This window comes from Haloplanus sp. C73, from assembly GCF_051195115.1.
GTDB lineage: Archaea > Halobacteriota > Halobacteria > Halobacteriales > Haloferacaceae > Haloplanus.
Map to the genome: position 1 here is coordinate 270,617 of NZ_JBNTJZ010000001.1, position 14,987 is coordinate 285,603.

The following is a 14,987-nucleotide window of genomic DNA, read 5'->3' on the forward strand; positions in this document are numbered from 1 at the left end:
ACAAGGGTCCGTCTGTAACACGGCCTTGTCAGTTAGGCTCCCTCGCCTTTGTATGCTTCAATCCCACAAGGGTCCGTCTGTAACACTTCACCTCGACGGGTGTGTCGCCGTCCTCGACGTCGCTTCAATCCCACAAGGGTCCGTCTGTAACCGCTTGCGATTCTCCACATCGCTGTCGCGATGGGCTTCAATCCCACAAGGGTCCGTCTGTAACCAGTATCGCTGGCGGTCTCGCCGGAATCCTTGTCGAGCTTCAATCCCACAAGGGTCCGTCTGTAACCCGTCTCGTCGTCGAGATCGACGACTACGGTGCGCTTCAATCCCACAAGGGTCCGTCTGTAACCAGCAAGCGTGCAAGCCACGATGACAGCAATCGGGCTTCAATCCCACAAGGGTCCGTCTGTAACAGGTCTTGCCGCCGGGTTTCGGCTGACATTACCGCTTCAATCCCACAAGGGTCCGTCTGTAACGACGTTGAGGAGATGAAAGCCGACGACCGCGGTCGCGTGCTTCAATCCCACAAGGGTCCGTCTGTAACCGGCGAGAACCATCCCGCCGTTCATCCACGCGTCGGCTTCAATCCCACAAGGGTCCGTCTGTAACGGTGAGTCGCCAGTCGTCGCGGCGGCTTGACCGAAGCTTCAATCCCACAAGGGTCCGTCTGTAACCAAATCCCGCCCGCCCCCGACGCCTCTCCCCACGAGCTTCAATCCCACAAGGGTCCGTCTGTAACCCGCGCGGTCGCCCCGACCACGCTCGGCGTCGACGGCTTCAATCCCACAAGGGTCCGTCTGTAACACGCGGCACCGTCACGGCCGAGAGCGAGTACGAGCTTCAATCCCACAAGGGTCCGTCTGTAACGAGTCTGACCCGGCCGTGTCGCCCTGCCGAAGTCGCTTCAATCCCACAAGGGTCCGTCTGTAACCATGGCCGATTCAGCCACGTGTACGTCTCTACTGACCGTTCACACTTCATCGTTTCCGTCGACCTTCGATAGCCCACGAACCCCCGGGGGGTCGATGGACGAGGGGGAAACTTAGAGAAACTGGTCGTCGGCAGCGGGGTCGTCACCGAAGACGGTTCGCTCGACCATCTTCTCAGAGGAGACGCGGTAGATAATCGTCGATTCACCGGGCTTCAGCATCTCGTCGACGGTAGAGCGAATCTTTTCGAGGTCGCCCTCCGTCACGTCCCCTTCGAGCACTGAATTTTGGACGTGTGTGAGATACCGACGGAGGAACTTCAGCATCTTCTGGGTTCGGTCGGCTTCCATATCGTAGACCACGACGACGTAGACCACACTCACCACCACCGTCGGAACGGGACGTACTCCTCGCCGGTCAGGAGGTGTTTTTTCAGTTTGTATGCCTCGATACGAAGGAGATACTGATAACTCACTTTCTTTCCCAGGTCTGGGTGGTCGATAGTCTCGTCGAGTGTCTCCTCGTACGCTTTCGAGTAGGTCTTTCGACCGTCTTCGTTCAGCAGACAGGAATTCATCTCGTCTTCGAAGTCGTCGGTGGTTAGCTGGCCGCGATTGACGAGTCTGAAGATGACTCGGTCGGCGAGCAGCGGTTTGAACAGGTCGGCAATGTCCAGCGCCAGCGAATACCGTCGTTCCCCGGGTTCGTGGAGATAGCTGACCGTCGGGTCTAACGCCGTCGCACGGATTGCCGAGACGACGTTCGCGTACACCAGCGAGTTGCCGAACGAGATCAGACTGTTGACTTCGTTGTTCGGTGGGTTGTACTGGCGGCCACCGAAGACGAATCCGTCGGGAAGAATATCATCGAAGGTCGAATAGTACACCTTCCGGGCGCGCGCTTCGACGCCCATGGTCTCGTCAATCGTCTCCATTTTGTCGAGTGACGCCCGTACATCCTCCAGTTCCGTCAGTATCTGCTCGAAGTCGTGTCCACGGCCGTTGTAGTACGTGACGTTCGAGCGCATATTGTGGATACTGCCGTCGACGAACGCCTTCGCCAGTTTGAGCCTGTGTGCAGAGTCGTCGTAGGCCCGGACCTGATCGACAATCGTTTGACCGGAGGTCTGGCCCCGCTTGGGCATAATCGACCCGGCGTAGTGGTCGTGCCAGCCGAAGACGTGCACCGCGACGCCTTCCTGATTAAGGAAGGAGATGAAACGAGTGTTGTACTCTATCTGTCCGTGCAGGAAGATTGCCTCGGCGTTCTCAACAGGGAGGTACTTTTTCTCGCCGTCATCGGTGACGACACGCACCGTGTCGTCCTGGCGTTCGATTCGTCCGTCGGAAAACACGTGATAATTGTCGTTCATTATCAACAGCTCCAGCAGAAGTCGTGATAGGCACACGAGTCACAGACCGGCTTTTCCTCGGCCGGTGGCGGGGATTCTGCGGTCACAACCTCGCGAATCCCACGGATGGCCGATTCGACTTCGGTTCGGATTTCCGGAGTCAGTTCGATTGTTTCGCGTCGTTTCTCTGTCGGATGTGCCAAGACGCCGGTCTTCTCGACGCCGGTCACTTCATCCAGATACCAGAGATAGAATAGCAACTGGAGCCGCGCCGGGTCGGTCATCGACGACGATGGTTTGACCTCGAGGATTTCGCCGCTGTCAAGCACGTCAATAGCGATAATCCCATCGACACGGACGTCCCGGCGTTTGTCCGAATAGGCCGAATCGTCGACGATGCTTCCACGGACGATAGCCGGCGTGTCACGGTCTATCTCTACATCACGGCTGAGAAACCAGAGCTCTCGCTCACAGACCGCGTAATACTGGAACATCACACCAGTGAGGCGAAAGGGCAGTTCCTTGCTCTCATCTTTAGCCGCGGCAAGAAATTGGTCGACGGGGTCAGTCATAGGAATCGGTCGTCGACACCCGGCTCGTCCACGGCAAGGCCCTTCGTCTCATCGAAGTGCGAAGTACTCCGTGGATGCCGAAGGACGCGAAGATTGGTGTCACCGAGTGGTTCGAGCTTCCGCACTATCTCGGCCTCACGTGACTCTTGGCTGTAAATCGGAACTGAGACGGTGATATCTTTGGCCTCGTCACGAAGGTCGTCGAACGTATCGTAGTCGAACTCGTTCAACGCTGCTTCCATCTCATCGACGAGTGCCTTCTCAGCACCAGTACGACAGACGATTACATCGACGCTATCTCGCTTGCCGATGAGAGAGAGCGTGCCGAGTTTTGTAGCGTTTGCTTCGTTGACCCAGTCAACGTACTCTGGAGTGCCCGGGTTACGTTCGGAGACGAGACCGTAATAGTGCTTGACTGCTTTGCGAGTCATCGTCCGCTCGGCAACGACACCGTCGTCCGCCCCAATCACGTCGAGCGTCTGTGACGTCAGCGAGAGCGTACTCACGCCACGGGAGTCGTACACGGCCTGTGACGGAGTCGTGGTCGTTCCCTCCGGTGCTGCGAGCCACCAGAGCGTCACGGTCCCACAATCGCGCTCGAACGACCGATTACACCGGCCCGCCGCTTGCACGACACTGTCGATGGGCGCGATGTCCCTGTACACCCGGTCGAAGCTGATGTCGACGCCGGCTTCGACAAGTTGCGTCGACACTGTCACGAGCGGAACGTCGCGCTCGGTGAGACGCTTCGTCGCTTCTATCAGCGCGCTCCGGTCGCTGGGACGAAGCCGAGTAGAGAGATGAACCAGCGCTCGTTCTCCATGGTCGAGAGCGCTCACAACCCGGTCGACGAGCGCGTCCACATCGATTTCGGCGGCGGTCACTTCGTCGAGTCCCTCAGCGTCCGACTCGTCCTCGAGTGTTTCCGTGAGATGGCCGCCCACATCGACGACCGCCACTTGTTTTTCAATCGCATCGGTGAGTGCGGCCGCACTGTCTATCGTGTTGCAGATGGCGAGCGTCGAATCGGCCTCGCCAATCTCGTCCAGAATTGTTGTTCCAGCGTTCTCGTGGCTTAGAGTTGCGTCAGTGTCGTCGAACGCCAGTGCAGAATCGTGAACGTCGTACTCGACGCGCTCGAAGCAGTCGAAGTATCGGTCTACGTCGTCGACCAATTCGACTGTATCCTCGAACAACGCCGGCTGTGTCGCCGTCATCGCGATGATTGTCGCGTCGTACTCCTCCGTGAGGATTGTCGCGATTCGCCGGACGAGCTTCCACCATTTCATGGGTAGTGCTTGGGGCTCGTCCAGTACTATCACCGAATCGTACAGCGCCGGCAGTTTCATCGACTGTGTGTTTCCGGGGCCGACAAGACTCTCGAACAGTTGAACGAACGTGGTGAGTGTCATCCCGGACCGCCAGCTTTCGGCGACCATCTGGGCCAATCTGGCGTCTTCGTCAGTTTTCTCATCCGGCCCCCCCTCGAACTCCGTTACTGTCTCGGCCAGATGATGATGAATCGTCAGTAGGTCGTCCCGGCCGTCAGAGTCAAACACCGTCGTGAGTTCGTCCGAAACTTGATCGATGACGGAGGTAAAGGGAAGCGCATAGACGACTCGGCTCCCCTCCCCGCGGAGAGCGAGGGCAGCGTTCAATCCAGTCAGGGTCTTTCCCATTCCGGTCGGTAGGGTTAGCGTCGCAATCGAATTCTCGGAGTCCCGAAACGCTTCGACACCGCTGAGAACACTCTCGCGCGCCTCGTCACGGAATCGGTCGAGAGCTTCGGTCCGGCTGTCCTCGGCACTGGCACCACCGAGGCCGTCGATGTACGCCGAGAGGACCTTCGGCTCAGGTTCGGAGGCAGCAAGGTTCTCGCCGTCAATCCCAGCGGCGGTCGTCTTATCGGCGAGAACCAGTCCACTCCAGAGTTGGAGGAGGTCCTGATAGAACGCTTCGGAGGGACTGGAGCGGTCGCCACCGAAGCTGAATGGGTCGAAATGCTCGTAGATGGTCCCGAAGAGCGATTCGTCCGTGATTTTCGAGGCGAACTCGTCCCACGACCCAGCGCCGCCCGTCACGTCGGAAACGAACGCTTGCGCGAACGGCCGGCGGTGAGTGTCGACGTTTCGGACCTGTTGGATGACGACTCGCTGGCGCTCGTTGTTCGCCTCGCCCTCGTTCTCGAATCGAGAGACGCCGTCCACGTACTCCTCGACGTTCGGGAGGCGACCGTGATGCTTCGCGATTGCGACGAAGGCCGCCAGACAGTCCTCGCTCTCGTATCCCAGCCTGTCGAGAACGTAGTACCCGAGATAGGCACCGAACAGGGAATGGTTCGTCCGCTCGCTCGACTCCGCTTCGTCGAGCACGTACGCTTGGAACCACGTCGTCGCCTTCCCGATGTCGTGACACTGAGCCACGACTGCCGCAACCTCGGTGAGTGGCTCACCGTTGGTCGTCGTGGCGTCCGACGGGATGACCGCTCGCGCTCTCCGGGTGACCGCGTCGAGATGCTCACGAAGCGGTGTCGCCTTATCGCCACCTGCTGGAGGATGAGAGAGCGGGGCGTCGGTCATCAGGTGAACACCACGACCCTGTCGTCGACCGTCCAAGGCGACACGTCTGTCAGCCGCAGTGCGCCTCCGTCCGGGTTGTACGCATAGGAGACGAACGCACTGGTCGTCCGACCGCCTTCGTCACATTCCATGAATGCGGGCGTTTGTTCGATTTGATAGCGTGTGTCTGGTTCCGGAACGATCGAATCGACGGCTTCGGGAACTGTCGAGTCGACGGTAACCGTTTCGCCGTCCGGCCCCGGCTCTATTGGGAACTCCCCGTGATAGTCGACCGTCGCGAGGTACTCGGAGAGGCCGAGGCTCGGGACGTAGTACGATTTCTGAGATTCGAGCAGCGAGCGCAACTGGTCGTATCGCTCGTCGTCGGAGAGCCACACGTCAATCCGATAGGCCGGTTCTACGAGCACCTCGTAATTGTGTTGTTGCCGAGGTTTTGCTGGGTCGGGAAGCTTGACAGAGAGTTTTCCGCGGGGGTTCAGCGACGTCAGGTGCTCGTCGGCCGTCGAGAGCGTGTTCATCGGGAGTTTCATGGTGCGGAGTTCGCCGGCCGGTTCGATGGCGACGAGAGACTCTCCCGGCGCGAACAGGTCGTAGTAGCCGTCACGCTCGATTCCCATCATCGCCGCGATAAGGCCTGCGACGGTGGTCCGTGGGATGACGCGATAGGTCTGTTTCACGATGTTGCCCTCGATACGCCGGAAGTGTCCCCACGGGCCACTTATCGTGAACGACAGGCACGTGTCCGCACCGTCGGGAAGATTCGATGCGGCCGAGGCGTGCTCGGTCACGGCTCACTCCTCCGGCATCGTCGCTGTGGCGTCCTCGTACACGTCGACGACGCGGACAGACTCAGCACCGACGGCGTCTTCCAGTGCACCGTAGAGGAACTCGTGATTGCCAATTTCCCCCTCGACGGACACGTCGAGAACGTCACTGGCGACGACGTGGACCGTGTCGATACGATTGGATGCGTCGTCGAGACGGTCGACGAGACTCGTCGCGTCGATACACACGTCACGGACGGTCCGAAGTTCCGCCGTCGGCTTGGACGCCTCCGAGTCAAGTGCGATATCTTGGTCGAGACCTCCGAGGTGGAAACTCTCATCGGCGTACTCGACTCTGAGATACAGCCGTGGTTCCTGCCCGACCTTGCTCCGACTGATGGTCTGGTTCTTCAGTGCGCGCCAGCACAGTGTATCGAGCCGACGAACGTCGCGGTCGGTAAGCAGCGTGTCCTCGGCCCCGTGTTCGTCGACGAGGCCGTGGAACCCGATGAACGCGTACTGGATACGATGGTCGTCGAGGTCGAACCCACCTTGCTCTTTGCCCTCCCCGGTCGCGATGACGCTCGTGAGGCTGTTGTATTCCTCGTTCTCAGTCACGGGATGGAGCGACTTCCCCGGGGAGAACTGGACGGGCCCCGTGAAGTGGTCCGGGAGTTCGTCCGCGATGTCCCCGTACGTCTCTTCGTCCATGTCGACGCTCATGGTCGCCCCGAAGTAGCGCACGTCGGCGCTATTTTCGAGGAACTGCTGGAAGACCGCCCGCTCGATTTCGTCCTCGTCTACGTCGTCGAGGTCGATATCTTTGAGACGGTCTTCGAGGAGGTCTTCGCGCGTCGCCTGCTCGCCCTCTTCCTTGACATTTCGGATGTAGACACCGTGACCGTCGTCCTGTAACTGGTCGCGGAGATATCGCTTGAGACGAACGTCGGTGACGATGGCTTGGTCGGTCTGTGGGTCAATTCGGGGGCGGTTCGCGCCACTCAGCGGATTGCCGTTCGGGTTCGCGTCGACTGCGTCGTATGCGAAGACTATCTCTGAGCGGTTCGAAGCGGTGGAGTAGTGGTCACTCATTGGTTTCGGAAGCGTCGGCTGTGTCTGCGTTACTGTGCGCCGCGTCCTGCTCGTTCGTCGAACGGTCGTTCATTCCGTAAGTCACGCCCAGCGCGTAGTAGAAGCGGAGGTCGTCGGTGCTGATATCCCACGTTTCGGGGTCTCTCACGGCCATCGCCTCGACGATTTCGTCGGTGACTTCCTTGTACATCGTCGAGTTGATGTTAGAGCCTTTTTTAGCGCTCTCCCGGGAGTAAACAATGTCCTTGTCGAGCACCTCCTGAGTGATGCGCTTGACCTTGGTCTTGGTCATCGCCTTGATGGGATACTGGTCGATTACGGTCGTCGAGCGGTCGTGGCGGGCCTGTTGGTAGGTGCCGACTTGCCCGACGAGTACGCCGAGCAGAAAGACACCCCGTCGTTCGGGGTCGTCGAGGCCGTCCGTCTGGTCGATGAACGATTCGAGTTTCTCGGGACGACTGAGGGCAGCCGTCCCGCCATCGGTTCGTGCTGTGTTTGGATGCATAGTGTCGTAGTTGGGACCGTCTATCAACGTCGGGTCTGCGTCGTCGTCTGCCGTCACGAGGTCAGCGTTTTCGAGCGCGCACAGCTGTGCGAACTGGGAGGCAATCAGGAGTTCGGGGACTCCCTCACCGTCCCGGTCAAGCACTCGCTCGACGTAGGCACTGACGAGTTGGCGTCGGGGAACCGGGTCGCCAGCGAGGAGCGAGACGTGGACGTCGATACGCTCGTCGTCGACCGTCGCATCGGTGTCCTCGTCAGTGAATGGGAAGGTCCTGTAGAGGTAGCTCCCCGAGGCGACCATCTCACGAGGGTTCACCCTGCTCGTGAGTGGCCACTCCTCGTACGACGGCATCGGCGGCGTTCGGTCACCGTTGACCTCGTGTCCGTCGTCGAACACCCAGCTACCGGTGACCTGCTCGTGACGCTTACCAATCTCCGTCGGATAGTGGAGCCGTCCGTTGAGTGTCTCACCGTACACGTCGTAGCGGGACATCTGGTGTTTCATCACCGCCGCGACGTAGAACCGTAATCGTCCTTCGAACTCGTCTTCGTGTTCCCCAAATCGGTCATAAAACCGCTGGATAGGGGTCAAATCGTCATCGTGTGCGACACTCTGCAGTGCTGCATACAGCTTGTACGTCTCCTCGGGAGTGGGCTGTCCGAGGAAGTACGGAAGGTAGTACACGTCGGCGTTGAACGTCCGGTAGGAACAGGCATCGACGAACTCCTCGGCGTTCATCAGCGTGACAGCGCCGTCCTCGGAGATGGGGTGGCTCCGCCACGCCTCGTCGGGGTCCAGTCCCGGGAACTTCTCCATTTGCTTGCCGAGGAAGTAGTTGAGCGGGTCCTCTGCGGTGCCGACGGTACGGGTCCGTTCGCCGCTAATCAGGTCGGTAGCGTGGCCGGCGGAGTTCGTCGCCTGTCCCTTCGAAACCAGTTTCGAGAGCTTTCGAGCACGCATCGCCTCGTTGAACACTGGCACTTCGCCGGGCCATTCGTAGTCCGCGCCTGCCTCCCGACGAATCTGTACGGTCAGGAGTGCCGTCGTCGAAGCGCCGAGTTCGGCCTGAACTGCAGAGCGGATTCGGTCGAGATTCGACGTGTCGTCGCCGACCGTTTCGAGCGCTCGAACGATATCGCCGTCGGAGTGGTCCTCGGCGACAGACTGAACCACATCGTCAGTTGCCCACTTCGTAAGGCGTTCGCAGGCGTAGCGAGCCAGTTTCTCGGGGTCACTGTTGCGCCCAGAGCGGTGTGTGACGCTGTGGTCGATTCCACGCGCCGCGTTGTACTTGCAGTGGGCGACCTGTTGGACTCGGTCGTCGGTGTACTGAGTCACCCAGACTGGCTCCTCCGCGTCGAGTGAGGGCTGCTCACCCGACAGATCCACCCGGACGACTATCAGGCTCTCCTCGGTCCCAATCAGGTCGTTGGCTTGGTCGGGCGTCAGATACGCCGCGTACTCGCCGCCGCCGGCCGTCGCCAGTGTGTAGAGACGGCCGTAGAGGTGCTGAATGCTCCGGAGCGACGATATCGGCCGCTCCGGGAGTTCGTCTGCCAGTTTTTCGGGCGGGTACCTCTTGCGGAACTCTTCAGGGTCAAGCATCGACTGGTTCCCCCTGCCCTGGTTTCCGCTCCGCCTTCTCGGTGATGTTGACGAATCCAAATCCGAGCGAGTTGCGCTCGCCGATGCCGGTGTCGAGGGCGAGATTGAGGTGGCGACGATGGTGGTCGTCGCGGACGGTGTACTCGAACCGCCACTTGCTCAACACCCACGTCTCGCGTTGTCCCTGTGTCACTGTTACGGGGATGGAAAACGTCTTGATCAGGTCAGCCCCGTCAAACAGGTCACCGTCGACTTCGGACGGCCCGGGGAGGTAGTCGGGACAGAACAGACCGTGTTTCTTGTCGAGATTGTTCTCGAGTTGGTTGCGGAACGGCTCCATCGTATGCTGTGGCCGCCAAAACTCCGCTTCCTCGTGGTCGGTGTCGATACCGTACTCCTCGAAGCGCCACGGCGGAATGCGAACGAGGACACCCGTTCCCGTCTCGATTGTTCCCGACGTTCCGGGTTCACCGACGTCGACTGCCAGTCCGTTGACCGAATCGACGTGGAACGGCATCTCACCGATATTCAACTCCCGATTATGTTTGAGATTAGTAGCGACGTTGGCGAGGAGCTCCTCGTGAGGAGATGCCACGAGCAACGTTCGCTCATCGCCCTCCTGCATATCTCCCGGCGGAAACGGGTTGCTGTAGGTGAACCCCTTCGGGCGGTTCTCGTCGTGTATCTGGTCGAAGTCGGTCCCTTCGAGCGCGTTCCAGATACGGCCACGAAGCTTGTGGTGATACGTACTATCGTAGGCCGTATCCGCGCGTGCTCGCAAGTGTGCTATCACTCGCATTCGTGTTTCTCCCTATTATGTGTCATATTATATCGTTGTGATATTCACGACCGGACGTGTCATTATAAACGTACGTGTACCGAGGTGAAAGTGAAACCCCAGAGGGGTCCATCTGAAACGGCTTTAGCCCGCAGCGGGTCCGAACAAACTTCAACTGCCCCAGGTTCCAACTGAGAATCTATCTGCACTACGGGCATACGTTGAGAGAGTGGACTTTGATTTAGTTGCTTTGTCTATCGCCTTCTGGCTTCACGTTCGCATTCTCGTCACGGACATGTGATCGTTCGATCCAGTTCAACGTCGGCCGGATATCGGGGCGTGTGATTGGTGAAGGCATGTTGATGACTCTCCTCGGAGCAGCCAAACCCCTAAATCGGACCGACACATATGACGATGTGCTGCCAGCGCAGCCCGAGTGGGTTAGCTGCTCGGTATCAGCGTTATCAGGGTATCTCACCTTGGCCGGTCGATGCCCTGATGGCGGCGTTTGAAGCGCCATCGAGTGCTTGGAGAAGTAGCCATATAATTCTAGGGGAGTTGCGCAGGTGGTCCTAACAAGAAGTTAGTTCTATGGACAGACTCCGACATGATTTTCGAGGCGTACCGACGACCGAAGCCAAAGTGCAGGAACTACGTACGTCGGCCGTGTCCAGTTACACAATGAGCTACGAGTACACCGGCGACGCCCATCACGAACTCGTTGCGGCCTACGAAGCAGACGAATCGCCGTTCCCGACTGACGACTCGCGGGAGTATCCGCGCCGGGAGTTTCTGCGCGAGGAACCGCGCCTCCTCAGACAACTCCTGTTCCCCCGGTGCTGGAACGGGACGGATTTGGTCGACGACGCGGCCGAAACGAGACGCAACTTGACGGCGCTGGGCACCTGTATCCAGAAGGGAATCACGGCCTATTCGAGCCACGACGCGGCCGACCTGACCGGCGTCGTCGACGGGATGCTCAACCGACTGCCGGAAATCCGGCACAGACTCAAGAAAGACGTCGAGGCGGCGTACAAGGGCGACCCCGCGGCGAAAAGCTACTGTGAAATCATCCGGTCGTACCCCGGCTTTCACGCCATCCTCACCCACCGGGTCGCACACCGCCTCTACGAGGCGGACCACGTCGAGTACGCCCGCGAACTCGCCGAGTACTCGAAAGGCGAAACGGGTATCGACATCCATCCCGGCGCGACAATCGGCGACCACTTCTTCATCGACCACGGGACGGGCGTCGTCATCGGCGAGACGGCCACGGTCGGTGACTGGGTCCGCATCTATCAGAACGTGACGCTCGGGGCACTCCACTTCGAGGAGGAGGAAGGCGAGGAACACATGCTGGCGAAAGGGTACAAGCGCCATCCCGACATCGGCGACCACGTCGTCATCGGTGCCGGGAGCAACGTCCTCGGACCGGTCGATATCGGCGACCACGTGAGCATCGGCGCGAACTCGTGGGTCACCGACGACGTGCCGAACAACACGAGCGTGTTCATCTCCGACCACCCCGAGCAAGAGCGGAAGCCGAACGAGTAACGCTGCATCTACCCCTCCGCATCGACGTCCCCGAGGACGGCGAGGCCGTCGAGGGCACTCGTGGCGAAAAAGACGGCGCCCTCGACGAGGACGGGTAAAATCGTCATCGAGTGGAAGTTCTCCATGACGTAGTTCCAGCGCACGTCGCCCGTGTCGCGGTCGAACGCGGTTATCGTCTCGCCGTATCCGGAGTCGAGATACTGGGAGCCGTCGACTGCGACGACCACTGATTCTGTCCCGACGGCGAAGCTATCTCCGTAGACTCGGTCGTCGTGCAACTGCCGTGTCGTTCCGGCCTCGATATCGACCGCGAGGAGGCCGGCTTGGTCGAACGCGACGAACGCGGTGCCGTCGTCCGCGGCGACCGTCGTTTCGCCGTTCATCTCGTAATCCTCGAAGACGGTCGTTTCACTGCGTCTATTCCCTGTCTTCGGGTCGTGGACGACGAGCGTGTTTCCGTCGACGGCGAGGACGCCGCGGTCGGTCGCGACCGGGTCCGCGCCGGCCGGCGCGTCGAGTGCCGCCGTCCAGCGGGTCCGCCCGTCGTCGAGTGCGAACGCCGCGAGGCAGTCGGTGCCGTCGACGCGCCCGATGGCGTAGACGGTGCCGTCGCGAATCGCGGGCTTCGACGACTGTCGCGCCATCTCGGCCGTCTCCCAGCGCCGGTCGCCGTCCGCCGCCCGGAACGCCTTGAGTCCGTCGCGGTACGGGACCACGACCGTCCCCGTCCGGTCGTCGGCGGCGAGCCACTCCCCGAAGTGGCCGTTCGTCGCCACCCCATCGACCGAGCGCCGCCAGACGATGTCGCCGTTCCGTGGGTCGAGCGCGACGAGTTCCGTGCCGTGGGCCACGACGAAATGCCCGTCGACGAGGGCGCTCGCGTTGTCGCCGTCGCCGTCGAGTATCGTTCGCCACCGTTCGCTGCCGTCCCGAGCGTCGAGGGCGAACGCGCTGCCGTCCGTACTGGGATCGAAGTTCGTGGTGTAGACGGTGCCGTCGGCAATCACGGGTTCCCACCGCGTGAACGCCTTCGAGACCCACGCCAGATTCCCTCGCGGCGGGGCGGCGACGTCCGGCGCGAACGTGGTGGCGCCGTCGGCGCCGCGCTGTGTCCACGACCCCTCGGGGGTGTCCGGCAACGGCGTGTCCGGCCTGCCCGACGGGAGGAGCGACAGACATCCCGAAAGTGCCGCGGTGCCGGCACACCCCGCCGTCAAGAACGTCCGGCGGTCCATACCGAACGGTGTGTAGTCGGATGATAAAGTTCCCAGCGAGCGTGAAATCTCGGTTTCAGTCTCTACGAGGTCACGTCGCGTCGAGGTCGGGCAGGCGTATCACGACCGTCGTGCCGTCGTCGGTCAGGAACGAGAGGTCGCCGTCGAGTTTGTCGACGCCCCACTTCAGTTCCCAGAGGCCTAGGCCGCGGCTGTGCTGTAACGACGTCTCGCGCTCGCTCACCAACGGTTCGAGTTCTGACGTCGGAATCCCCGGCCCGTCGTCGCTGATTTCGATGCGACAGCCCGCATCGGTCGATTCGACGGAGATGGCGACGCTCGAGTCGGCGTATCTGACCGCGTTCTCCAGCGGGCTTCGAAGCACGGTCGTCAGTATCTCGGCGTCGGTACGGAGCGTCGCGTCGTCGGGGACGGTGGTGCTGATGAGGCTGTCGTCGGCCTCGATATCATTCAGTACGGACTCGACCCGTTCGGCGACATCGACGGCTGTCGGCTGGGGCTCCTTCGAGAGAATGTGGTCGATGTGGCGGGCGCGAGCGCCCAAGGCAGCCAGCGTCTCGGTCGACGCGAGGATGGCCTCGCGGCGGTCGGCGTCGTCGAGCATCTCGGCGTGGCTGTTGATGACGTCGAGTTGGTTGCGGAGGTTGTGCCGGAGGACGCGATTGAGGACTTCGAGGCGGGTGATGAACTGCTGGAGGTCGTGGTGCATCGTCGCCACCGATTCGCCGACGCGGCCGGGCACGTCGGCGTCCAAGACGTCTTCGTCGAACGCCTGCCGCGAGAGCGCCTCGGCTTGCTCGGTTATCGTTTCGATGTAGGCTTTGGTGTTGTCGAACGCCGACCGGACCTCCCCGACTTCGTCGATTCGGTCGCTGCGGTCGATGTCGACGCTGAGGTCGCCCTCGGCAATCGCGTTGGCCTGTCTCGCCAGTCGCTGTATCGACCGAATCGGACCCAGTTGGATGACTGTGCCCATGAGCAGGAAGCCGGCCATCATGAGCGCGACCAACAACCAGAGGTCGCGCTGCACCCGGTCCGTCACTGCGAGGGCCTTCGAGCGCGGCACCTCCTTGACGACGACCCAGTCGACTTTCTCACCGGGAACGCTGTAGTACCCCTTCACCTCCGTCTCGGTGAGGACGGCGCCGTGGATGTCGGTGGTCGGTTCGGACCGGAGTATCGCGCGCCCGATGGTCGTGTTTGCCCGGTCGCCTTCGTAGGGAGTCATGCCGTTCGATTCGTTCTCGTCGAAGAGGACGTAGGCGGTGAAGCCGCCGAGGACGAGCGTATCGGTCCCGTTGATGGCGCTGGTGAAGCGCTCGGCGCGGACGCTCGTCTGGTACTCGGCGACGAGAACGTGCTCTCCGTCCGGGAGCGGCGACGCCAGCGCGACGAAGGTTTCGTTACCCTCGGTGTACACCAGCGAGAGAATCACCTCGTCGGTGTCGTCGAAGTTGAAGCCGACGGTCGGCTTCCAGTTGATGTCGGTCACCGACAGCGGCCGGCCGACGAACTGCGTGTCGGTGCTCGCGACGATGGGTTCGGTCGTTCCGTCGGAGTGACCGCGTGGGCGTCGCTCGACGACCGAGAGCGACGCCGTCTCCGGAGAGAGCGAGTCGAGTTCGGTCTGTAAGGTGGCCTGCGTTCGGCCGTCCGAGACTGGCGTCAGCCCCTCGTGGTTCGAGAGCGTCCGCACCACCTGCTGTTTGCCGTCTATCCACTGACCGAGCGCACGGGCTTCGAGTTCGGCGTTGGTCTCGACCGACCGGAGTTGGTTGTCGCGAACGCGGTCCGAGACCTGAAAGACCGTCACCGTCGTGAGCGCCGTAATCAGGAGTACGATGACGAGCGAGACGCCGAGCAGTTTCAGGGCGTAGCGCGAGCGGACGGGGTCGGGGAGATACGATTCGAGACTCATCCCCGAATCCGGCTCGATTCGTCACCAGCCCTCGTCATAGTCCACGATGAGTGACGAGAGTATTAATTTCACCGGTGGTACGGCTGCGCGACTGACAACGTGTCTGGCCGC

General features: G+C 61.0%; 11 protein-coding genes and 1 CRISPR repeat array (1 of these 12 cut by a window edge). Of the genes, 1 reads left to right on the forward strand and 10 read right to left on the reverse strand.

The genetic code is table 11. The features are described from left to right. A CRISPR array of direct repeats spans positions 1 to 925; the repeat unit is 30 nt; unit sequence GCTTCAATCCCACAAGGGTCCGTCTGTAAC; it begins 602 nt to the left of the window's first position. Between the two features lie 111 nt (positions 926 to 1,036). Genes cas2 through cas6 form a run of 8 tightly spaced genes read right to left on the reverse strand, consistent with a single transcriptional unit; the run spans position 1,037 to position 10,190 of the window. Beyond that, positions 1,037 to 1,300 (reverse strand): CRISPR-associated endonuclease Cas2, encoded by a 264-nt coding sequence (gene cas2 / locus ACQUSQ_RS01375; protein ID WP_435066702.1) that lies wholly within the window; start codon positions 1,298 to 1,300, stop codon positions 1,037 to 1,039. A 2-nt stretch (positions 1,301 to 1,302) separates the two neighbouring features. Next, entirely contained in the window at positions 1,303 to 2,295 is a 993-nt protein-coding gene (gene cas1b, locus ACQUSQ_RS01380; protein WP_435066703.1) for a type I-B CRISPR-associated endonuclease Cas1b, read from the reverse strand. Between the two features lie 2 nt (positions 2,296 to 2,297). Continuing rightward, positions 2,298 to 2,846, reverse strand: a complete 549-nt coding sequence (gene cas4, locus ACQUSQ_RS01385) for a CRISPR-associated protein Cas4 (RefSeq protein ID WP_435066704.1) — start codon at positions 2,844 to 2,846, stop codon at positions 2,298 to 2,300. Continuing rightward, positions 2,843 to 5,425: a CRISPR-associated endonuclease Cas3'' gene (locus tag ACQUSQ_RS01390; RefSeq protein WP_435066705.1), complete on the reverse strand. Its 2,583-nt coding sequence runs from the start codon at positions 5,423 to 5,425 to the stop codon at positions 2,843 to 2,845. Before ACQUSQ_RS01390 ends, cas4 begins: the two co-directional genes overlap by 4 nt. Then, complete coding sequence (gene cas5b / locus ACQUSQ_RS01395; protein ID WP_435066706.1) at positions 5,425 to 6,213, reverse strand: type I-B CRISPR-associated protein Cas5b; 789 nt, start codon at positions 6,211 to 6,213, stop codon at positions 5,425 to 5,427. The genes ACQUSQ_RS01390 and cas5b overlap by 1 nt, the downstream gene beginning before the upstream one ends. 3 nt (positions 6,214 to 6,216) lie before the next feature. Further along, positions 6,217 to 7,281 carry a type I-B CRISPR-associated protein Cas7/Csh2 gene (gene cas7b, locus ACQUSQ_RS01400; RefSeq protein WP_435066707.1) on the reverse strand — a complete coding sequence of 355 codons (1,065 nt, stop codon included), beginning with the start codon at positions 7,279 to 7,281 and terminating at the stop codon, positions 6,217 to 6,219. After that, positions 7,274 to 9,391, reverse strand: a complete 2,118-nt coding sequence (gene cas8b / locus ACQUSQ_RS01405) for a type I-B CRISPR-associated protein Cas8b/Csh1 (protein WP_435066708.1) — start codon at positions 9,389 to 9,391, stop codon at positions 7,274 to 7,276. Before cas8b ends, cas7b begins: the two co-directional genes overlap by 8 nt. Beyond that, positions 9,384 to 10,190 (reverse strand): CRISPR-associated endoribonuclease Cas6, encoded by an 807-nt coding sequence (cas6, locus tag ACQUSQ_RS01410; protein WP_435066709.1) that lies wholly within the window; start codon positions 10,188 to 10,190, stop codon positions 9,384 to 9,386. The genes cas8b and cas6 overlap by 8 nt, the downstream gene beginning before the upstream one ends. A gap of 660 nt (positions 10,191 to 10,850) precedes the next feature. Here cas6 and epsC point away from each other — a divergent pair. Continuing rightward, a complete protein-coding gene (gene epsC / locus ACQUSQ_RS01415; RefSeq protein WP_435066710.1) occupies positions 10,851 to 11,723 on the forward strand; it encodes a serine O-acetyltransferase EpsC in 873 nt (290 codons plus the stop codon). Positions 11,724 to 11,731: 8 nt separating this feature from the next. Here epsC and ACQUSQ_RS01420 read toward each other — a convergent pair whose 3' ends face one another. Both ACQUSQ_RS01420 and ACQUSQ_RS01425 read right to left on the reverse strand, forming a co-directional pair. After that, positions 11,732 to 12,958 (reverse strand): PQQ-binding-like beta-propeller repeat protein, encoded by a 1,227-nt coding sequence (locus ACQUSQ_RS01420; protein WP_435066711.1) that lies wholly within the window; start codon positions 12,956 to 12,958, stop codon positions 11,732 to 11,734. A gap of 70 nt (positions 12,959 to 13,028) precedes the next feature. Then, positions 13,029 to 14,876, reverse strand: coding sequence for an ATP-binding protein (locus ACQUSQ_RS01425; RefSeq protein WP_435066712.1), 1,848 nt, complete (start codon positions 14,874 to 14,876; stop codon positions 13,029 to 13,031). Positions 14,877 to 14,987: the final 111 nt, after the last annotated feature.

Excerpts from the sequence above, each read along its gene's own strand:
- epsC (WP_435066710.1), top strand. The coding sequence starts at position 10,851 with ATGAGCTACGAGTACACCGGCGACGCCCATCACGAACTCGTTGCGGCC.
- ACQUSQ_RS01420 (WP_435066711.1), bottom strand. The coding sequence starts at position 12,958 with ATGGACCGCCGGACGTTCTTGACGGCGGGGTGTGCCGGCACCGCGGCA.
- cas4 (WP_435066704.1), bottom strand. The coding sequence starts at position 2,846 with ATGACTGACCCCGTCGACCAATTTCTTGCCGCGGCTAAAGATGAGAGC.
- cas6 (WP_435066709.1), bottom strand. The coding sequence starts at position 10,190 with ATGCGAGTGATAGCACACTTGCGAGCACGCGCGGATACGGCCTACGAT.
- ACQUSQ_RS01390 (WP_435066705.1), bottom strand. The coding sequence starts at position 5,425 with ATGACCGACGCCCCGCTCTCTCATCCTCCAGCAGGTGGCGATAAGGCG.
- cas8b (WP_435066708.1), bottom strand. The coding sequence starts at position 9,391 with ATGCTTGACCCTGAAGAGTTCCGCAAGAGGTACCCGCCCGAAAAACTG.
- ACQUSQ_RS01425 (WP_435066712.1), bottom strand. The coding sequence starts at position 14,876 with ATGAGTCTCGAATCGTATCTCCCCGACCCCGTCCGCTCGCGCTACGCC.
- cas1b (WP_435066703.1), bottom strand. The coding sequence starts at position 2,295 with ATGAACGACAATTATCACGTGTTTTCCGACGGACGAATCGAACGCCAG.
- cas7b (WP_435066707.1), bottom strand. The coding sequence starts at position 7,281 with ATGAGTGACCACTACTCCACCGCTTCGAACCGCTCAGAGATAGTCTTC.